The 19,991-nt window shown below is 57.3% G+C and carries 12 protein-coding genes and 9 pseudogenes; 15 read left to right on the plus strand and 6 right to left on the minus strand.

The window, feature by feature from the left end:
- Nucleotides 1-12 precede the first annotated feature (12 nt).
- The 4 genes and pseudogenes from AMK00_RS22970 to AMK00_RS22980 all read right to left on the minus strand — a co-directional run bounded on the left by AMK00_RS22970 (nucleotide 13) and on the right by AMK00_RS22980 (nucleotide 4,173).
- A pseudogene (locus tag AMK00_RS22970) lies at nucleotides 13-1,963 on the minus strand (multicopper oxidase family protein).
- A 480-nt stretch (nucleotides 1,964-2,443) separates the two neighbouring features.
- Nucleotides 2,444-2,566 (minus strand): hypothetical protein, encoded by a 123-nt coding sequence (locus AMK00_RS33460; RefSeq protein WP_257784633.1) that lies wholly within the window; start codon nucleotides 2,564-2,566, stop codon nucleotides 2,444-2,446.
- A 22-nt stretch (nucleotides 2,567-2,588) separates the two neighbouring features.
- Nucleotides 2,589-3,314, minus strand: coding sequence for a RibD family protein (locus AMK00_RS22975; protein WP_225882930.1), 726 nt, complete (start codon nucleotides 3,312-3,314; stop codon nucleotides 2,589-2,591).
- Between the two features lie 7 nt (nucleotides 3,315-3,321).
- Entirely contained in the window at nucleotides 3,322-4,173 is an 852-nt protein-coding gene (locus AMK00_RS22980) for an SDR family oxidoreductase (protein WP_064811958.1), read from the minus strand.
- A gap of 467 nt (nucleotides 4,174-4,640) precedes the next feature.
- Between AMK00_RS22980 and AMK00_RS22985 the strand changes: the two genes are divergently transcribed.
- The 6 genes and pseudogenes from AMK00_RS22985 to AMK00_RS33150 all read left to right on the plus strand — a co-directional run bounded on the left by AMK00_RS22985 (nucleotide 4,641) and on the right by AMK00_RS33150 (nucleotide 10,570).
- Nucleotides 4,641-5,423, plus strand: coding sequence for an SDR family NAD(P)-dependent oxidoreductase (locus tag AMK00_RS22985; protein ID WP_012489432.1), 783 nt, complete (start codon nucleotides 4,641-4,643; stop codon nucleotides 5,421-5,423).
- A 6-nt stretch (nucleotides 5,424-5,429) separates the two neighbouring features.
- A pseudogene (locus AMK00_RS22990) lies at nucleotides 5,430-6,168 on the plus strand (SDR family oxidoreductase).
- Between the two features lie 336 nt (nucleotides 6,169-6,504).
- A pseudogene (locus AMK00_RS33730) lies at nucleotides 6,505-6,633 on the plus strand (LysR family transcriptional regulator); the annotation flags it as partial.
- Complete coding sequence (locus AMK00_RS22995) at nucleotides 6,634-7,068, plus strand: ISAs1 family transposase (protein ID WP_049731166.1); 435 nt, start codon at nucleotides 6,634-6,636, stop codon at nucleotides 7,066-7,068. It begins immediately after the preceding pseudogene.
- Between the two features lie 1,088 nt (nucleotides 7,069-8,156).
- Nucleotides 8,157-10,078 (plus strand): annotated as a pseudogene (locus AMK00_RS23005) (glycoside hydrolase family 3 protein); the annotation flags it as partial.
- A gap of 132 nt (nucleotides 10,079-10,210) precedes the next feature.
- The gene (locus AMK00_RS33150; protein ID WP_237352974.1) at nucleotides 10,211-10,570 is read left to right on the plus strand and encodes a fibronectin type III-like domain-contianing protein; all 360 of its coding nucleotides are present in this window, start codon (nucleotides 10,211-10,213) and stop codon (nucleotides 10,568-10,570) included.
- 283 nt (nucleotides 10,571-10,853) lie between these two features.
- Here the strand turns inward: AMK00_RS33150 and AMK00_RS32145 are convergent.
- Nucleotides 10,854-11,032 (minus strand): annotated as a pseudogene (locus AMK00_RS32145) (IS3 family transposase); the annotation flags it as partial.
- 1,016 nt (nucleotides 11,033-12,048) lie between these two features.
- Here AMK00_RS32145 and AMK00_RS31120 point away from each other — a divergent pair.
- The 3 genes and pseudogenes from AMK00_RS31120 to AMK00_RS23015 all read left to right on the plus strand — a co-directional run.
- Nucleotides 12,049-12,496 (plus strand): annotated as a pseudogene (locus tag AMK00_RS31120) (Tn3 family transposase); the annotation flags it as partial.
- A gap of 525 nt (nucleotides 12,497-13,021) precedes the next feature.
- Nucleotides 13,022-13,408, plus strand: a complete 387-nt coding sequence (locus AMK00_RS23010; protein ID WP_012489436.1) for an ectoine synthase — start codon at nucleotides 13,022-13,024, stop codon at nucleotides 13,406-13,408.
- Between the two features lie 453 nt (nucleotides 13,409-13,861).
- Complete coding sequence (locus AMK00_RS23015) at nucleotides 13,862-14,983, plus strand: saccharopine dehydrogenase family protein (RefSeq protein WP_049731164.1); 1,122 nt, start codon at nucleotides 13,862-13,864, stop codon at nucleotides 14,981-14,983.
- A gap of 260 nt (nucleotides 14,984-15,243) precedes the next feature.
- Here AMK00_RS23015 and AMK00_RS32155 read toward each other — a convergent pair.
- Nucleotides 15,244-15,343, minus strand: a pseudogene (locus AMK00_RS32155) (transposase domain-containing protein); the annotation flags it as partial.
- 132 nt (nucleotides 15,344-15,475) lie between these two features.
- On the opposite strand from AMK00_RS32155, the gene AMK00_RS33155 reads away from it, so the two are divergent.
- From AMK00_RS33155 to dapF, 6 genes and pseudogenes are all read left to right on the plus strand, one after another.
- Nucleotides 15,476-15,706, plus strand: a complete 231-nt coding sequence (locus AMK00_RS33155; protein ID WP_029532356.1) for a tyrosine-type recombinase/integrase — start codon at nucleotides 15,476-15,478, stop codon at nucleotides 15,704-15,706.
- 161 nt (nucleotides 15,707-15,867) lie between these two features.
- Nucleotides 15,868-16,185 (plus strand): annotated as a pseudogene (locus AMK00_RS33160) (tyrosine-type recombinase/integrase); the annotation flags it as partial.
- Between the two features lie 43 nt (nucleotides 16,186-16,228).
- A complete protein-coding gene (locus AMK00_RS31135; RefSeq protein ID WP_225882931.1) occupies nucleotides 16,229-16,432 on the plus strand; it encodes a hypothetical protein in 204 nt (67 codons plus the stop codon).
- A gap of 114 nt (nucleotides 16,433-16,546) precedes the next feature.
- A pseudogene (locus AMK00_RS31140) lies at nucleotides 16,547-16,648 on the plus strand (transposase domain-containing protein); the annotation flags it as partial.
- Nucleotides 16,649-17,160: 512 nt separating this feature from the next.
- Nucleotides 17,161-18,216, plus strand: coding sequence for a D-alanine--D-alanine ligase family protein (locus AMK00_RS23025; protein WP_225882928.1), 1,056 nt, complete (start codon nucleotides 17,161-17,163; stop codon nucleotides 18,214-18,216).
- 511 nt (nucleotides 18,217-18,727) lie between these two features.
- A complete protein-coding gene (dapF, locus tag AMK00_RS23030; protein ID WP_049731162.1) occupies nucleotides 18,728-19,621 on the plus strand; it encodes a diaminopimelate epimerase in 894 nt (297 codons plus the stop codon).
- The last annotated feature ends 370 nt before the right edge of the window (nucleotides 19,622-19,991 follow it).

The following is a 19,991-nucleotide window of genomic DNA, read 5'->3' on the forward strand; positions in this document are numbered from 1 at the left end:
GCGATCGACGCCCTAATGATGGCCGGAAACGGTGCCACCCTGGCCGTCCGGCAGGGTGATCCTGATGTTCTGCATCATGCCCTGGTCCTCATGATCGAGGATGTGGCAATGCAGAACGAACTCGCCGATATAGCGCTGGTAGTGCGTCCGCACGGTGATCGTGTAGCGCGCCGACGGATCGGTGCCGGGATTCTTGATCCACAGCGTGTCCTTCCAGACATTTTTCAAGCCTGGATATTGCGGATCGCCGTCGTCATCGGCGCCAAGCGCGCTGACATCGTTGCCGGCCGCATCGACAATTTTGATGATCTGAAACGAGATTGACATGGATATGGAATGGGTGGCTGACGAAATCCGAGCGGAGCGTCCATTCGTCGACTCCGCTCAGCGGCAACGTCCGGTCGATGCGGTTGGGATCATAAGGTTTGCCGTCAACCTCGAAGAAGGCGGCACCCGGCTGTTTCACATCGATGTTAAACACCAGTTGCTGCTCGCCGGTGACCTCGCCCGCGTCGATGTCCGGATGGGGAATAAAGCTTGAGAGCGACATCTCGTTCTTGAGGTCATCGATAACCTTGCCGGCGACATTCTGTGACATCGTGCGCTCAGCCGCCGAAATCAGCCAATCCTGCAGATAGGTGCCGATCTCGCCATTGACGGCATGGCCGCCTACTGCAGTGACTATGCCGAGAAGCCGTCGGCTTGGAGCCTCCTGGTTGACGCTGGCCGCTGCCGGTGCGGCGCCATCGATGATGCAGTAGTCACCCGCTCCTGGCAACACCACCAGCGCGTCAACGCGGTAGCCCGGTTGCAGGATCGCTTGCTGCCGCATCTGCACCTGCGCCATTGTCAGCCCGTCCTGGGCCACCACCCCATACGGAATAGTATCCTTGCCGCAATTCTGGTCGATCCATCTGTCGGTGTCCGCTGCCGCAAGCGTGCGGAACGCGGTCGTCCCGGTCTTGCGCCGGATTTCGAAATTGATGGTGTCGCGAACCCCGGCGTGTATCATCCGCCACCGCTCGACCGAGCCAGCCTCCGCTGATGCCAACTGACCAAGCACCTGGCCGTTGACGCTGGTGAAGCGGCCCGAAGCCGGCCAACTGCCAGGTCCGAACTGATCGTAGCTTTCGATGCCGCCCACCTGTCCTGGCTGGCAATCATAAGTGATGTCGCCATTGTTATCGGTGCAAGCATATTGAATCTGCTGTAGCACCAAAACCCGTTCGGCGATATCGGAGCCGCCCGGCCGCTTCAATAGGCGGTCGATATCGCCAGTCTCGGTCGGTGTCGGCATGCGATCGCCACGGATGATCAACGCCCCGGACATGCCACTCGACACCTGCAATGCGGTTGATCCGTGTAGGTGTGGGTGATACCAGAAGGTGCCGGCGGGATGCTCAACGGCGATGTTGTATTCATATTGGAACGAAACGCCGGGACGGATTGAGATCAGCACATTATCGCCATTGCCAGACGGATTTACCCAGAGACCGTGCGAATGCAGGTTGGTACCGTTGAAGCAATGGGGGGTATTGGCACTGCCACCGCCGATGCCGCAGGTGGAATCCTGAGGGAACAGGTTGTGAAGCGTTACCCGCACCGTCTGACCGGGCCGTAGATCGATGGTCGGTCCAACCAATGGCGTGTCGGCACCGGATAAGCCGGTCTGGCGGGCGTCTTGATAGCCGCGCAGTTTAACGTGGTCGTAGCGCGCCGTGGCCGGATTGTAGATCTGTCGGTCGAGATAGGTAGCGTTCATATCGAGCAGAACCTCGCCCGGAAATGTCTCCCGGCTTTGTTCGAAGGTTTTCAGCATCCCCTGGGATTTTGTGATAGGTTGCAGCATATAGGCCAGGGGGTTAGTCACGGCCCTGGCCTCTTGAGCGACTGCGAATAGCGCATGGGTGACCGAAAAAACGCTCGCCATACCGAAGATCGCAATTTTGTCAGACACAGACAAACAACCCTCCCAAACCTCTGCCCGGAGTTTTGTTCTCCCCGGGTCGAACCGCATCCACAAAGTTCTACTGCGTCACCATGCGTTCACCTGCAATTCGACTTTGACTCGCGCGCTTTCTCGGGAGAAGACAGCTGCCGCCGCGCGACGAGAAAGTTTCAAGACTCATGCCACTCTGGCCGGATCGAGCCTCAGAAGGAATCTTGTGCCTATGCTTCAAGGACTTCCACGAGAGCGCGGTAGGAAGTCGGGCGGAACAGCACCATGGCGCGCACCTGACAAACCTGACAGCAGGTGTAGTAGGCCCGACATTTTTGTGGGGAGCATCGTTACGTGCGGCAATACGCGTCTCACCTTGTTTGTTTGTCGAGCTGCACTCGAGCAACGCCTTGACGCTCATATCGCGGTCACCGCCGCGGGCATTAATGTCGGCGTCACATACCGTTCATCACACCGCCTAATCGGAGAGACACCACGGGCAGACTACGCCAGTTCTTCCGGCTCTCTGCGCTGCGCGATGATCTCGAAACTAGGTTGCTTGCTCAGGAGTATCGCGCCCTGCTCCTCGACGATCATTTCGACGACGGCAGGAGGGAGCCCTTCCACAATCTTCTCCTATGGACGTCTCTTATGGACGTCCAACGCGATATCTCAGATGCACGGAGCCGAGGCCAGCGGCTTCGGCGCTGATAAACGTGAGCCTCGCCCTGCCGTCAAGCCCATCCTCGCCGCCCTCGAATATGGCCGGTGTACTCGACTTGCCTCCGATCGCAGGGAAGATGACCAGGCTGACCTCGTCAACAAGACCCGCCTTCAAGAAATGGCCATTGGTTTGCGCCCCGCCTTCCAGCATCAAGCGCTTCACACCGAACTCGGTTCCAAGAAGGTCGAGCGCGTTTTTCAGATCGACGCCATCTTTCTCCGAGACGATATAGGAAACGCCAGCCTGGGTGAGGCCCGCCAGGTAAGCATCATCCACGTCAGATCCTGTCAGGACCACAAGGTGAGCTCCCTCAATGTCGCTCTTGTCCCAACGTAGCCGACCGTCCTTATCCACGATGACAGCGAACTCGCCGGCGTCCGGGTTGGCGATATGGATCGGTCGCGCGGCTGTGCCGGTTGCTTGATAGGGGCGGTCGACGGCGTCCGCGAACTCTTCTCCCGTCGCTCTTCCCGAAAGCCAGGCGTCGGCACCGATCTTCTCATGCAGGCCGTCATAGATCTTCACGAGCTCATCGACCGAATGGCCGGTTGCCTCGGCCCAATCATTGACGATCAATCGGCCATCCAGCGGCGACATCATGTGACAGATTACATAGGGTCTGGGCATTGGATTACTCTCCTCTACAAACATTCCACCGTCAGTGACCTGACTTCAACCAGGCTGCGAATTTATCCATCCAGTCGGGGTGCCAGCGTGAAAGCGCCGGCCGGTTCAGGATCATGTCGTCGGCCGCCCAGCGGATCCTTCTGGCATCGATCGCAGACGTAACCGCGTTATCCGGACAGATGATGTAAAAATTCTCGTCGAGCAGACGGACCAGGAAGTATTCCACCAGTTGCTCTGCGGTCCATGCCTCATCGGGTTTCGCAATGCCCTGCGGCTTGAGTGCGGTGTTCATGGGTGTCCACGTGTAGCCAGGGACGAGGAGATGAGCCGAAACACGACCTCCCGTCTCCTTCAGAAGCTCGTGCGACAGCTGTTCGGTCAGGACTTTGACAGCTGCCTTCGCCACCGAATATGCGGCGTTACCTGGAGGAGTCGTAATACCTTCCTTGGAGCCGAGGTTGACAACGGCCGACTGGCGACCGGCTTCGATCATGTAGGGCACGAAGACGTGTTGCGCGGCCAGAACACCTCCGAAGTTTACATCGATCTGGCGTCGCCACTTTGCAGGATTGTCCCAAGGGCCGGCTCCTTGCGTTATGCCCGCGTTGTTTACTAGGACGGCCACGTCGCCAAACCGCGAAATCGTTTCGTCCCGCAACCTGGTCAGTGCCGACAAATCTGATACGTCGCCGCTCACGATCAGGATGTCCGTGTCGAGTGTCGAAGTAACATCCTCAAGTGCGTCGGCGTCGAGATCCAGCAGCGCGAGCTTCATGCCGCGGGCCGCGAGAGCCCTCGCGATTGCCAAGCCGATGCCCTTCGCAGCTCCCGTGATGACCGCAACGCGGCCAGGAGCAACGACGCTGTTCATTCTCTCGCTCATTTTTTGTCTTTCCCGTCATTGGACCGTCACCGCTGGAAGGTGTGCCGGACAAGCCGTCGCCGTGGAATTTTTCTCCGAGAAGCGTGCCGGCCGATGGCACCAGCGCAGAGAAGTCCATCAACGCTACTCGGGCGCTTGGGTCGTCGGATCATATCCGCAGGCTGCGAACGACCGTTCGATCGCACTATAAGAATAGGGTAGCGCGACGGCTACTTGAAGTGAGCGGGATCGCACGCACCGATGAGCCGTGTTCACTCAAGGGCCTTCGTGACGTAGGGAATGCCTGGCCAGTTCGACCGCGGACGGGACCAAAAAGGTAACGCACTCCTGGTCCCTGCCAGATCGGTGGATGATTTTCACTCACCGCCCCGATCAATTTTGCTCATGTAACCAATCGGCTCCACGGGCATTTGGTCACCAGCGCCTCGAGACGATCGTAGTGCTGACCAAACCAAAGGAGTGAAATCATGACAGGGAATAAACCACTCGCAATGATCACGGGCGGCTCATCTGGAATAGGCTTCGAGCTTGGCAAACAATTCGCCAAGAATGGATTCGATGTCGCCATTTCAGGCTCAAGCGACAAGGTGAACGAGGCCGCCGATGCGCTACGAAGCCTTGATGCCGAAGCATATCCGTTCAAAGCGGATGCCTCGACGTACGATGGCGTCGAGAGGTTCTGGACCTTTACGCAGGGGCTGGGGCGCCCCTTGGAAGCCGCGGCTCTGAACGTCGGTATCGGTATTGGCGGCGCCTTCGTCGATAACGATCTCGAGGATGAGCTTCGCCTGCTTGCGATCAATGTAACCGGGACCGTCCATATGGCCAAACGCGTCGTCCAACATATGGTCAAGAACGGCCGCGGCAGGATTCTCATCACCTCCTCGGTTTCGGCGACCCTGCCCACGCCATACGAAACCGTTTACGGCCCGTCGAAGGCATTTGGTTATATGTCCGCGGAATCTCTGCGCGAGGAGTTGCGCTCGACCGGGGTCACGGTGACGGCACTCCTTCCGGGCGCCACCAACAGCGACTTCCACGCGAACGCTGGAATGGGCGGTACGAAGCTCGGTGGCCAACAAAAAAACGACAAGACGCTCGTCGCCCAGCAGGGGTTCGAGGCTCTCATGAACGGCATCGACCATATCGTCGGCGGAGATCAGGAAACCAAGCGCCAGGTGTTGGAAAACCGGACGACCCCCGAGCCCGTCAAAGCCGCGCGGCAAGCCGAATTGACCCAACCGCAGTGAAGGAGCATGTCACATCTGAAAAACAAGGTCGCCATCGTCACAGGGGCTTCCTCGGGCATTGGAGCGGCGACCGCCAGAGGATTGGCGGAAAAAGGTGCGCGCGTCGTCCTTGCCGGCCGCAATGAGGAACGCCTCAGTCAGATCGTCGAAGACATCACCGGTTCGGGAGGTATTGCCAGCTACAAGGTTGCTGATGCCACGGATTTTGAGAGTACCAAGGCCCTCGTCGCGTTCGCCACAACGACGTACGGCCCGGTCGATATATTGGTCAACAATGCCGGCCTCATGCTCTTTTCCTATTGGAAGGATGCCGCCGTCGGCGATTGGAACAAGATGATACCAATCTGCGTGGCTATCTGCATGCGATCGCCGCGGTGCTGCCGTCGATGTTGGAGCGCCGGTCCGGCCGCATCCTGAATATGAGCTCTATCGCCGGCGTTCATGTCGGCGAGGCGGCAGGGGTTTACGGAGCCACGAAGTTCTTCATACGCGGTATTACCGAAAGCCTCAGGAAGGAGGTGGGCGTGGGTAGCGGGATCCAAGTGTCTATGATCAGCCCTGGCGTGATCGATACCGGCTGGGCCGACAAGGTTCATGACGAGACGGGCAGAAAGATCGCCGGAGAGCTCAACAAGCAGGGTATTCCGCCGTCGTCGGTGGCTGAAGCCGTGGTCTATGCACTAGACCAGCCCCCGGAGATCACGATCAACGACATTTCGTCCATGCAACCCGGCAGGACTGGTAGCCCGCGTTTTCGAGAGCTCAGAACTAGAACCTCCGGGACTGTTAGACCGCCTCGCGGAACCAACCGGTGCCGTCTCTCGTGGCTGTGGACACGAAGATCTTCATTGCATGACGATCTAATCCCGGACGTTTTCGTTTTTCAGCGACCGGGCCATCTCCGCCGTCCTTCGCAGGATCCAACATGGATCACTAGGTCAAATTTTTGACTGCTTCCTCGGCCATCACATACCAAATACAGGGCCAGTTAAATAAGGATTGAAGGTGCCGGCCGGCCTGAAGCAAGGTCGGCGCCGGCAAGGGCGATCTTTTTCAGTACAAGTGCGAGTATCCATAACTCATGGTATCAACGCGGGCCGATCTGGCCGACCTTGAAACTTTCGTCGCGATCGCGCGTGCGGGGGGGGGCCGAAAGGCCGCCGCGCTTCGCGGCGTTTCCGGGTCTGCCCTCAGCCACTCGATCAGGGGTTTGGAGGCCCGTCAGAATGACCATGACCGCTGCGAAAGACGCCGTGCCTGCATCGTCGCCGTCAATGACATCGACTTCCCCGGCCTGCAGGCCATCGGATCCGTCGAGGCCACAAGCCGTCATGCCGATGGCCGTCTGACCAGCCATGTCCGCTACTTCCTGCTCTCCACCGTCATGTCGGCTGCCGCCCTGATCGAGGTAACCAGAACTCATTGGCAGATCGAAAACAAACTGCACTGGGTGCTCGACGTCCAGTTCCGCGAGGATGCCGCCAGAAACCGTAAGGATCACGGACCGGCAAACATTGCTCTGTTACGAAAGATTGCCCTCAACCTCATCCGAGCCCATCCAGATAAGGCCTCCATTCGTCGAAAGATCAAGAAGGCAGGGTGGGACGATCAGTTCCTCATCTCTATCATCGCTCATATGCGATAGCCCTGCTTCACCAGGGGAATTTGAGTGCCGGCAGAAAGCGGTCGCTCGCAGCCAGAAAAATAATTGGCAGCAAGATCGCCTGGCATCCTTTAACATGCCGAAAGCGGAAAAAAATACGTGACAGCCTCCGATCCCTCTCTGAGCCGAGGCCATCCATGATGATAGAGAATCCGCAAGTCTTCGGCTGTCTGACACAACCAGCCGGTACGAATGCGGTACTGCCACGGCTCTCCTCCAGGCGCCCGTTTTTGATCTCTCGATATCTAAATTTGTGCAGACGAGCAGGCAAAGCTATAACGGCAGGATCAACGAATACTGGTAGCTCTCAGACAATCTGGATCGATATCAACCGGAAATGCCTGCATATGTAGGGAGGATTCAAGCACGGCGTGAGGGCGATGCAGACGGACGAGGCGGAGACGTCACGGAAACACGAGAGCACCTGCATCACCTCGCTCGAGGTTTCCAGGCGGCCTTGTAGGAGACCCGCGGCGTAGTGCCCCGAAAACCCCACCGCGCAAATGCTGATTATGAAAGACAGTACGAAAATGATTACTCTGTAGCCGGACACGGGACAACAGCCTGTCCATTGTGGTCGATCCTTGTCCATAGGCGGTGAAGAAACTTCATCAATCGGGATCCGCCTCCGAGGGAAGCATCGAATCATCAATGACGACACGAAAGCTGCGCGACCGAGGTTGTCTGTCAACAGATTGTCTGATAAAGCTTGCTAAGGTTCAAACTGTCTCACAAACTTGCGGAGGAATAACTCCGTAACAGAACCGGCGCTGCCGCAGCCGGCACAACTTTCACTGCTGAAATCGATTGCCGCGATGTCCCTTGTTTTCAATGGAAAGCGGTGACCGCATCTCGGCTATGTGAAGGCTTCGAACATGTCGTCGTCCTCGCGACGGCGGGACGCGACGCCTTGATGAACAAACGGGCGTCCTTTTTATGGATGGACGGCTCCATGGCGCCGAGATCACTAGCTTCCCCAATATGCATCTCGAGATGCCGATCTGGGACAGCTAAGTATTGAGATTCAAGAAGCAGAGAAGATGATTGATAAGAAAGCATTGCTCGATAATATGACCTTGGCGGAGCAGGTCTCGCTACTTTCCGGCGATACGTTCTGGTCTTTACCGCCCATCGACCGCCTAGGGATAGGGAGATTGCGCTTGACCGACGGCCCCAACGGCGCCCGCGGGGCGGGGTCTTTTGTCGGAGGTGTGACTGCAGCGGCTTTCCCGGTGGGCATCGCCATCGGAGCGAGTTGGAACCCGGATCTAGCCAAGGAAATCGGCAGTGCCCTAGGTGACGAGGTTCTTTCAAAAGGTGCCCACGTCTCGTTAGCCCCCACCGTTAACATCCAGCGTAGCGTCACAAACGGCCGCAACTTTGAGTGCTTCTCTGAGGATCCGATCCTGACGGCGGAACTTGCAGTCGGCTATATCGAAGGTCTGCAGTCCACGAAAGTCGGTGCCACGATAAAACATTTCGTCGGCAACGAGTCCGAGATTGAACGTACAACCATCTCTTCAGATATCGATGAACGCACGCTGCGCGAAGTCTACCTGATACCCTTTGAGACGGCGGTGAAGCGGGCAAAGGTCTGGGCCGTGATGTCTTCGTATAACAAGCTAAACGGTACTTACACGGCGGAAAGCCATTGGCTGTTGAACGAGGTTCTGCGCGGTGACTGGGGTTTTAACGGCGTGGTGATGTCGGACTGGTTCGGCTCGCGTTCGACCGCACCCACCGTGAATGCCGGGCTGGATCTGGAGATGCCGGGCCCGACTCGCGATCGCGGCTCCAAGCTACTGGCTGCGGTCGAAGGCGGCGAGGTTAGTGTCGAGACGATCCGCGCCTGTGTGCGCAATATCCTGACTTTGATGGAACGCACCGGCGCTATCAACGATCATCGCGAGTTTAAGGAGTACGCCATTGATCGACCGAAACATAGGGCATTGATCAGGCGCGCGGGAGCGGAAAGCGCAGTTCTGCTACAGAATGACGGGATCCTGCCATTGGCTCAGCAAGGTATGGTCGCCATCATTGGACCCAATGCTAAGGTCGCGCAGGTGATGGGAGGCGGCTCGGCGCAGTTGAACCCTCACTATGTCATCATCCGTGGCAGGGGCTGGTGGACGCGCTGGGTGAGGAGAATTTGTGCTACGCTCAGGGTTGCAACAATTATCGGTTTCAGCCGCTAATCGAAAACCCCACAACCTTCGAGTTTTTCCAAGGAAGGGAGCTAGCTGGCGAACCGGTGAAGGTCGTCGAGGAACCGTCGAGCCTTGGTGTATGGTTGCCCCCCGTGGCCGAGGGCTTTGTCGATCCCCTTCGCTTTTCGGCTAGAATGCGCACCATCTTCACAGCCTCGGAAGCCGGCATCTATCGCGTCGGACTAACCTCGGCCGGGCTTGGCCGGGTCTATGTGGACGGCAGACTTGTGGTGGACGCTTGGGCTTCCTGGATACGTGGTACCACATTCTTTGAAGAAGGCTGCGAAGAGGTCGTGGGTGAAATCACGCTCGAAGCCGGCCGTACATACGAGGTCGTCGCCGAGTACGCCCGGCACGACCACGTCAACCTCTATATCGCTGCAATTCGGGTAGGAATAGGCAGATTTTCGGCCGAAGCGGAGATTGCCGAGGCAGCAGCCGTCGCGGCAAAGGCTGATCATGCGGTAGTCTTCGTGGGCAGAACGGGCGACTGGGATACCGAGGGCTCCGATCTTCGCGGTATTGCACTTCCCGGTCTGCAGAACCAGCTTGTTGAGGCGGTAATTGCGGCCAATCCGAACACGATCGTCGTACTACAAACCGGTGGACCGGTGGAAATGCCCTGGCTTTCCGGTGCTCGTGCAGTACTGCAATGCTGGTATCCCGGACAGGAGGCTGGCAACGCGATCGCCGATGTGCTCCTCGGCAAGGCCGAGCCCTCGGGCCGACTGGCACAGACCTTCCCCGTGCGCTGGGCTGACAACCCCACACATACCGAGGATGACGCGGTCTATCCAGGTAAGGACGGCCATGTGCGATATGACGAAGGTGTGTTCGTCGGTTATCGGCACTACGACCGCCACGGCATTAAGCCGCTGTTCCCGTTCGGTCATGGTCTCGGTTATTCAAGCTTTGCGATGTCGGACCTGACGGTAGGGCTACCGGACGCTGCCGGCGCGGTGACAGTGACACTGGAATTGACCAACATCAGCGAGCGGCCAGGTTCGGCAGTGGTGCAAATCTATGTCGGCGATGTTGAAGCATCTATACCCAGACCGGTTAAAGAGCTGAAAGCCTTCTCGAAAATTGCCCTGGAACCCGGTGAGAAACGAAGGTTGCGTTTCGTACTTGACGCCCGAACATTTGCCTTCTTCGACACGACCGAGCGGCGTTGGCGGATAGAGGCGGGGGAATTTGCAGTGATGGCTGGGTTCTCGGCCACCGACATCCGTTTGAGTTTAACTGTCACGCAAAAGGGCGCTGTCTTGGCGCTCTGAATGTGCCGCAAATCAATGACCATATTGGGCAGTGGTTGAGTTCCAACGTATGCAGTTTTGGCGGTGAAGCTGGGTGAGTTGAGTGAGAGAATGCCTCAAAACCGGTACTTGGTTAATGGCCTGGCCAAACACCGCCTGCGCCTCCAAAAACAGGCAATGTTTTCTGAACGATCGTAAGCGCGATTTTCCCCGCACCTTCTGCAATTGAGTGAGCTTTGGCATGAGGTGTCCACCCAAATAGGTGGACACCAAGGGATGGAAGAAGTGACCTGCCACTGGATTTTCATCCGGCGGCGATTAGAGCCTCGGCGGTTTTGAATACGCCAAGTGGCGCGGTGTGAGCAACCGGCGGAAACGCGAAGCCTTCATCTTGCGTAGCGTTGGAGCCGGTTGCGGCATTGTATCGGCATAGCTTGCCGGGGTCTGGTATCCGAGCGATCAGTGCGGCCGGAAATGGTTGTACAACACGACGACAGAACACCCACGGGACCGAGGTTCGCGAGCTTTTGTATCCGTGGCATCCCTGGTCCGGGCAACCCGTTCACGTGCATGAGGCGGTGTCCAAAGGGACGCATATTTCCGCTGCAGCCTTTCTGGTTCTTCTTCTGGTCGACTTCTTGAGGTCCCATCGTGGATTTCGACCGATCAGTGAGTGGTCGTTGGCGCAGCCTGGCGGTCCCGCACGTCGATCTCGCAAGCCTGCATTCTTTGGCAAGATTGCTGAAGGACGCTGATGCCTCATCGCAATCTTCGGTAATGGGCGCAGCACTTTGGTCGACTCAGCCTATTCAACGCCATGGTGAGGCAGCTACAATTCTGACTTCCAAGAGAACCTTGAGCCTGCCATCGATGCAAAATAGCTAAAAGAGCCAGCCTGCCCGTCTAACCAACGCGAGCAGAACTCTCGGGACATTGTCACCCAACTTGTAGAGGGCCATCTTCGGCGTCAAGGCGCAGACCCTAACCGCTTCCGAGCAGAGAACTACGTAGGGTGCTGGACATATTTGTGAAGAACCCAACACGGCACAATACTTTTATCATCACGGAACGGGCGCGGCAGTCGGCCAGCAGCCAGGCGCCTGTAAAATCCAAGTGTCGAGCCGACAGGGCCTTGAAGGCATGCCTGAAACCAGGATGAGGGAACATATCGCCGGACTGGGCCGAGTTGAAGAACGTTGTGGGCAAGAATCTGTGCCCTCGCCTCATCAGTCCAATTCCGCCGCTGCCGCCGACAGGTGATCACCTTGATGAAAGTCTGGTGCCGGAAGCCGGGCCAACTTGCTCAACGATCGGCAAAGGCCGGCTTGCCCAAGACAGTGTTTGTTGCGGAGAGCGCAGAACCCGACGTGAACGTTTCGGCGGCTGCTAGCGTTGGGGCGTCAACCGCGGCTTTGGATGAGGAACTATAGGACGCAACCCCGTAGCTTACGCCAACTGCGTCCGCCACCTCTGCCAGACGGGAGACCACGACACCGGCATGTCCGACCGGACAATCGATTGGCGCCATGCTCGAGCAGGTTTTCCTGTGGTGCCGGGACCGTTGCATATACGGCCCGTCACACAAGGAACTGGAACGCCTGGTGCGTTCGCAACGGCAGCATTATTTCGATAGCTGGTTGACCGGGGTGAGCGCTCGCCTTTCAGCAACTACTGTCGCATTGCTGGAAGGGTCTATTGCCGAGGCAGACGGGCAGACCGGCTTCAATACGATGAGCGGTGATGCTGGCCAGGCATCTCTCGACAACAACCTCAGCATGACGGCGAAACTTGCCTTCATTCAGAAACTTGATCTACCACGGAATATCTTGTCGACGACCGGCAAGGGCATGGGTGGAACCGATCGTCCGCCGCGTCGCCGGCGAAAAGGCCTGGGAGATGCGGCGGCACGCGCCGGCCAGACAAATCGGCCTCTATGCGATTTATCTTTTTCCCTTTCTCCGACGGTAACATAGTCGTGGAGCATCTGCTTGACCGACATCCGACATCTTGTGTTGGTACTGTCGGGTCCGCAACATAGGCTTGTATGGCCAAATCTCATGGTCAACCCTAGTTTAAATAGCTGAAGAGCCGTCAGAATCACTCTTCTAGGCCTCGACCACTAAATTGGCACAAGTTTTGTAACAGCCAATTGCGAGTCCGGAGCCGTCCACCGTTGATTCCGCAATCACTAAGGAAAGCAATGCGTCAGACGCTTAAGCAGCTCGCTGAGGGCCGTTACAAGACTGGAGGCCATTGAGGCATGCCCGGACGCGGCGCGGGCCTGTTCGAAGCAGTTTAGTAGAAAGGAGATCATCAGAAGCGGCAGTCGCTGCCCGTAACTGCATACGCTTTGGGCGATCTCGCCGTATCGGGCTGCCATCGTGAGGCGATTGCGAAATGCTGCCAGATAGGAAGGAATATTTGAACTGGGATTACGGCAACTTTGAAATCTTCTGACATGAGGAGGACGCGATGTTTGTGCGCAGCCTACTGGACGTCGAAGCTACGGATCACTTCGTGGAGTGGGGCAGCGGTACTAGCCACCGTCTGCTGACGGAAAAGGACGGCATGGGCTTCACCGTCTGCCATACGGTGGTGAGGGCGAACACCGTGTCGCTGCTTCAATACCGCAACCATCTCGAGGCTTGCTACTGCATCGCCGGGGAGGGCGAGGTTGAGGACATGGAGGGCAATATCTATCCGGTCCGCCCAGGCGACATCTATGTGCTCGACAAGCACGACAAGCACTATTTGCGCGGGGGCGGCGACCGAGACCTGATCCTCGTCAGCATCTTCAACCCGCCGCTCACGGGGATAGAGCGCCACGACCTCAATGACCAGTCGGGTTCAGCATACTGAGTAAGGCGGCCGTAACTCGGACCTCTTTGATGCCATGCCTCATGGCGAACGTGTCCTAGACAGAACGCAATCTGGGACATTATCGAAGTTGCTAGCCGACTATCCCGAACGTCGCGATCAGTGATATTGCGCGGCGTCCGCAAACAAGTACTTGCAAGATGCCGCGCTTTGACTTCGTTGTTTGAGGAGATATATCTCCTCGAGTGCAACTTTGGGGATTGGCAAAAAATAGCATATTCCGGGCTATGATCAGTGGGCACGGCATGAATGTCATCGACTTGCTATCTTTGCTTTGCAACTCCAAAATATCAGGGAGCCTCATGTCGTGAACTTGGAAGAGACACCCGCTTCAGGTGCCGCCACTTTTGATAAATCTTTAAACGGCGCTGGTGACAATCTTGATATGAACTACGTCCGCGATCGCAGAAGGTGGATAGTTGCAAGGGAACTGATATGAAGGATGTAGTGGTCATTGGCGCAGGCAAGATTGGCGGCGCTATCGCTTTGATGTTGGCTGCGACGAACGACTACACCGTCGTGGTAACAGATCGCGATCAGGCGCAGCTAGATAAGCTCGACAAGCATACTGCGATTTCGAGTAAGGTAGTCGACATCACCGACAAGACTGAGCTCGTAAAGTTGCTGAAGGGAAAATTCGCCGTTTTGTCCGCGGCGCCATTCAACCTGACCGGCAAAGTGGCCGAGGCCGCATTGGAAGCTTCCGTTCACTACCTCGATCTCACGGAAGATGTCGCAACGACAAAGAAGGTCGAAGAGCTTTCCAAGTGCGCCAACGTTTCTTTCATTCCTCAGTGCGGTCTTGCTCCCGGTTTCATCTCGATTGTTGCCAATGACCTCGCAAAGCGTTTCGACACGCTGGATAGCGTTCGGATGCGCGCCGGCGCACTGCCGCAATACCCGTCCAACGCTCTCAACTACAATCTCACCTGGAGCACGGATGGTCTGATCAACGAATACATTGAACCGTGCGAAGCTATTGTAGAGGGCAAATTCGTCACGGTCCCTGCACTGGAGGAACGGGAAGAATTCTCCTTGGATGGCATCACCTATGAGGCCTTTAACACATCCGGCGGTCTGGGCACCCTGGCCAAGACGCTCGAAGGCCGCGTCCGCAATATGAACTATCGGACAATCCGATATCCCGGTCACCAGGCGATCATCAAGGCTCTGCTGAATGACCTCAATCTGAAGAATCGCCGAGACCTGCTGAAAGACGTCTTCGAGAACGCTCTGCCTGCTACGATGCAAGACGTTGTGGTCATCTTCGTCACCGTCTGCGGATGGAAAGACGGTCGCTATTTGCAGGAGACCTATGCCAACAAGGTTTACTCTGGCGTGGTGGCGGGTAAAGCGATGAGCTCCATTCAGATCACGACCGCCGCCGGCATCACAACGGTTCTTGACCTTCTGGCCGACGGAAAGCTGCCTCAGAATGGCGTCGTTCGGCAAGAAGAGGTCGCACTGCCCGACTTCCTGAACAACCGGTTTGGCCGGGCATATGACCCGGAGGCCCTGCGCTTGAAGCTGGACCTAGAGGTCCTGCCGATGGACTAGGTGAACTTTAACGGCCCTTGTCACCGGTGACGGTCGACTGCCGGCTGTAGTTGTGATGGCTTAAGACACGTGTTTACGACTCGTTTGCGAGGTGTCTTAGGCGAGGCTCGCGATGCGCGTGGAATTCTTGGTCACGAACGGCGGCGTCGATGGGGTGATGCACAGAAGCTCGACATTTCATGTCGGTTGGGATTTCTGAAACTCCGTAACCATCCGGCTAGGGTGTTGTAGGGTTGTAGGGACTTCGGTGGCTGCCAATTTCAGGGGAGCAATTGTTCGAGCCTGCTGATCGAGGTGTCGGGTGCGAGCGAGCACATCGGCGAGCCACGCTTGTGGATCGAGGTCATTGAGCTTGGCGCTGCTGCGTCACGACGTCGGAACAGCGATCGTCGCTTATAATCCGGCATGGGCGGCCCGCTTCGGCGTGTCGACGCCGTTTTCTTGCGAACACTTGCGCCGCACGTGGGATTTGCCTCCGGCTGCGCCATCACAATGATCGCGAAGCAGGCGCTCGAACTGGCAGGCATTGACGGCTATGCGCACCAAGGTGCTCACCTCTTTCGCCACAGCCTCGCGACCGACCTTTTGCGGTCGGGCGCCAGCTTTGCCGAGATCGGCCAACTGCTCGGCCATCGAAGCATCGACAGTACAAGAATCTATGCCAAGCTCGATATTGAGAAGCTGCGTGAACTGAGCCTACCCTGGCCGGGAGGTGTCCAATGAGCCGGCTTCGCACCGCGTTTGAGCGCTACATCGGCATGCGCCAAGGGCTGGGATACAAATATGACGGTCCGGCAAAACGATTGTCGGAGTTCGTCGCTTTCATGGAAGCCTGCGGCGCCGAGACCATCAAGAATGATCTGGCAATGGAGTGGGTCACCTCGATGGACCGGCAGCCGAGTTGGTCAATCCGACTGGCTGATGTGCGCTGCTTTGCCCAGCACCTGACTCATTTCGATCCTTTGACGGAAGTGTCACCGAGCGACGCTGTGGCGCCGACACGGCGGACAAAACCCTACATCTATAGTGAGGTCGAGATTCAGGCACTTCTGGCGGCAGCACTGTCGTTGCCGCCGGCCAACGCCCTCCGGCGCTGGACATATCACTGCCTGTTCGGGCTGATAGCAGTGGCCGGACTGCGCCATTCCGAAGCGCTCAGCCTGCTCCGGGCCGATGTCGATCTCGACCAGGGCGTCCTCACCATCCGAGAGACAAAGTTTGGCAAGTCACGGCTGGTGCCGCTGCATGCCAGTTGCTGCAGGCGGGCGTCGACTGCTCGGTCATTGCCCTGTGGTTGGGCACGAAGCGATGGAAACGACGCTGACCTATCTTCATGCGCATCTCGTACTGAAGGGATCTGCACTCGCAGAGCTGAAGCCGTACGAACGCGCCAAGGCCGAGCGATTTCGACCAAGCGACCGGCTTCTCGAATTCCTGAACGCCCTCTGAGCATGAGGACTATGCCAAGCGCCAAACAACGGCGACCCGCCGAACCGGCCGGGAACGCACGGTTTGATGCAAACAAGAGAAGAGGCGCTCGGCATAGTTCGACGGTCGGCATAAACCGCAAAGCTGAACGGCGGCGATCCAGAGGCTTACCTAGGAGACGGCCTCACTCGCATCGCCGATCACTCCATCAACCGGATCGATGAACTTCTGCCGTGGAGGCTCCAACTTCCCCGCGGAGGGCTTGACCGGACGCTTACTGTCATCGGAGTTGGTTGCGCCACCGACGGAAACCGGGAAGGAAGACGGAGGTCAACTTCGCCCTCTTGGAGGCGAGGACAAACTGGGCCGAAACGCTGAGACTACAGCACCCCGACACACCTTCCGTCGACTTTGTGCAATTGATGACACGGCGGTGTTCAGCCCCGCGTCCTGCCGTACTCTCATCGAAGCCATTCAATAAAAAGCAGACATTTCGTGGTGGCTCTTTTTGGCCCAGTTGGCACGCCTGTTGCTGCAATCGATGCAAGTTGCGTGCAGCTGCCAACCGGACTTTAGGTCTGGGCGACAGTGTGAGCGACGAGCCGAGGAGAAAAGCACGAAGTCAGGGTAGCATCGTCATTCAAACCGAGAAACGCGCTGTTTCACTTGTAGGCCCTCACGCCCAGCCCAGAGCCATTGAAGGGACGGCGTCCGGGTCTGGAGCGATGTGTACGAAAAGGTACGTCGAGTTGTTCGACGATGCCGCCCAGGCGGGTAATCAGAACGAGTTCGCCAGCAAGGAGGACGACAAAATGCATGACGCGAAACTGCTATCGGCCGCACGAGAAGTTCTATCCCCGTTGCGGCTAGTTCTTCTTGCTGGAGGATCATCAACTGAGCGCGCAGCATCTCTTGAAACTAAAGATGTACTATTGCCGCACCTCCAGAACCTTTGCCGTTCAGTTGAATTTGTTGAGCCGAACGATGTAGAGCAATTGCTCCGCGCCGTCCTCCAATGCGACTTCGTGCTCAGTGTGGTCTATGGCGCAGGAGGCGAAGATGGTACGATGCAGGGGTTCCTTGACATCCTGCGCGTTCCCTACTCCGGGCCATCAACGCTGCCCTCCGCAATTGGAATGAACAAAGACATCTTTGTCTCATTGCTTCGAGATTGGGGCTATCCAGTCCCGCGAGGCCGTTTAGTAGCAGCCCTGGGAGACCCTCGCTCCTGGCCGCTCGAACTACAGCAGTCGCAGGTACTGGTCCTTAAACCGATTGGCGAGGGGTCCAGTATTGGAATCAAGATGCTGGATGGCCATGCTGCAGCCGCGGAGGCGATTGCCCGAATCGAACCTACTGATTGCTCCAGGTGGCGCCTTGAAGAATTCATCGAAGGGCCATCTGGCACCGTCGGTATCTTTCAAGTGGGATCAGAGCTTATCATCGGAGATGTCGTGTTATTCGACCTTCCAATCGGCTGGCGCTTCTACGATGACCGGCTGAAGCAGAGGTCGGTCGATGAGCATGCTATACCCAAGATACTCCAAGGACCGGCGGCAGAACGTATCCGCGATGATGTCCTCAGGCTTTATAAACAGCTGGACTGTAAGGGGCTTGTACGCTTCGACTTTATCTATAATGACGGCGCCCCCGTCTACCTCGAGGTTAACACCATCCCAGGACTGCTCCCTGAAAGCAATGCGCCGCTCTCGTTCCAATCACGGTTCTCATTCGAAGATCTCATCACACTAAGCACTGCTGCGCAGATACCCGGGCAGCTGATGATCTCTACTAAGGTTGTGTGACGTAGGCTAGTGTCGTGAGGAGGTGCGTAATGAATGGAAACGTCTCCGGCCCGCGCATTTGACGCCGGAGCAGATGGAGGAGTGCTGTCTGACAGCCGCGGCTGCGTTACGCTAGGGGCGGCTTCCCCAGACTGACATCGCCCGATAGATCGGCGTCAACTGCGCGAGTGTCTGTCATTAGGGGCGCTACGCTGGCGCGCCGGCGCCGATTGGCTGCCAAGACACGGGACGGCCGCGGCTTGAGTACCAAGCCTGAGGCCGGCTAGGCAGCCTCCTGGCTAAGGGGTGACGGCTGGCTCTGCCACCGAGTGTTAGACGCGTAAGTGCCATTGCGGGGCTGGTAGAGGGGACCTTGGAGTGCACTAACATCGGCGCAATCTGGAGCGCTGCTTGAAACGCTCAAGGGCTCAGCATGGTCCTGCCACACGAGCCAAGGAGCGGGTGAATCGCAGCCTAGCGTAACACGATTGGATTGCTTTGAGTTGAACACTTTATCTAGCTGGACAGAACAATGAGACACATCAACTTTCTCTCATGCCCTCCACCAGTTGACTTGCCCGGGCAGTGGCCATTTATCAAGATGCACGGCTTACACAACTATTTTGTGATCGTAGATCGGCGCGACGGGTCGAAGTCTTTCGATCGTGAGGACATCGTCCGCATCTGCGATTGCCACACCGGTCCGGGAGGCGAGCAACTGCTCACCATCGAACCGGCCTCGGACAAGGGGCGCAACGTCGGTGCCTACGCGGCGATGAGAATCTTTAACATAGACGGCAAGGAAGTCGGTGCATGCGGCAATGCCACGCGCTGCATTGCGTATCTTCTTCTCGAGGAGACCGGCGAGGACGAGGTGCAAATTGAAACGAAAGCAGGTGTCCTTCACTGTCGAAGAGCAGGGCCAATGCAAATCAGCGTCACGTTTGGGCCAATCAGCATGGACTGGCGCAGGATTCCCCTGTCCAGAGAGGTAGATACGCTTCACTTGCCAGTACAAAGCGGACCACTGAAGGACGGCCTCGCGCTCGATATAGGCAACCCGCACGCTGTCTTCTTCGTCGATTGCCTCGAACTCTTTGACATGGCTCACCATGCGCCGGTGGTGCAGAACGACCCCCTCTTTCCCGAGGGCATTAATGTGGACGCCGCCGAGGTTCTGGACGGGCGGACACTGCGGCTCGCCGTCTGGGAGCGTCCGGGCATATTGACCAAGGCATGCGGAACCGGCGCATGCGTCGCCGCCTATGCGGCACTGAAACGAGGCCTCGTCACTTCCACCAGAATTGCGGTCCACCTTCCGGCCGGATTGCTGAAAATCGAGATCGCAAACGGAGACATGGCTGTCATGACCGGGCCTGTCGCGTTCTGCTGTCATGGCTTTATAGAAGGAGGCAAGAAGTCGTAGGCTAACGTCAGTTAGCTCTTGCGAGGTTGCGCGGGTTGAGGGGCTGAGTGAGCCAGGCAAGTGGATCGACGTTGTTCATCTTCCCCATTTATGCCGACCGTCGACCTATCCCGAGCACCTCTTCCCACATTGACCTTGCCACCAAGTTTTATCCAGCTTTGAGTTCGCTCCAGCGGTTTGAGTTGCTGCGACGTACATCACAGCGCAAGACTCGTTCCACCCTCGTTCTTCCTTTGGCTGACCAATCTCTGACGGATATATCGCGGACGAGCGTAACCCCGCAGACTCAGCAATTTTCTCACGTCCAAAGAAATGCCGTTGTCGGATATATGACATTGACGATAGTCAGCCATCGTCCCTTTCTCCCTCA

The sequence above is a fragment of the Rhizobium sp. N621 genome (genome assembly GCF_001664325.1).
GTDB classification, from domain to species: Bacteria; Pseudomonadota; Alphaproteobacteria; order Rhizobiales; family Rhizobiaceae; genus Rhizobium; species Rhizobium esperanzae.

Coding starts and splice junctions, on each gene's coding strand:
- AMK00_RS22975 (WP_225882930.1), bottom strand. CDS start 3,314: ATGTTTGTAGAGGAGAGTAATCCAATGCCCAGACCCTATGTAATCTGT.
- AMK00_RS22980 (WP_064811958.1), bottom strand. CDS start 4,173: ATGAGCGAGAGAATGAACAGCGTCGTTGCTCCTGGCCGCGTTGCGGTC.
- AMK00_RS22985 (WP_012489432.1), top strand. CDS start 4,641: ATGACAGGGAATAAACCACTCGCAATGATCACGGGCGGCTCATCTGGA.
- AMK00_RS33150 (WP_237352974.1), top strand. CDS start 10,211: ATGTCGGACCTGACGGTAGGGCTACCGGACGCTGCCGGCGCGGTGACA.
- AMK00_RS23010 (WP_012489436.1), top strand. CDS start 13,022: ATGTTTGTGCGCAGCCTACTGGACGTCGAAGCTACGGATCACTTCGTG.
- AMK00_RS23015 (WP_049731164.1), top strand. CDS start 13,862: ATGAAGGATGTAGTGGTCATTGGCGCAGGCAAGATTGGCGGCGCTATC.
- AMK00_RS33155 (WP_029532356.1), top strand. CDS start 15,476: ATGATCGCGAAGCAGGCGCTCGAACTGGCAGGCATTGACGGCTATGCG.
- AMK00_RS31135 (WP_225882931.1), top strand. CDS start 16,229: ATGCCAGTTGCTGCAGGCGGGCGTCGACTGCTCGGTCATTGCCCTGTG.
- dapF (WP_049731162.1), top strand. CDS start 18,728: ATGAGACACATCAACTTTCTCTCATGCCCTCCACCAGTTGACTTGCCC.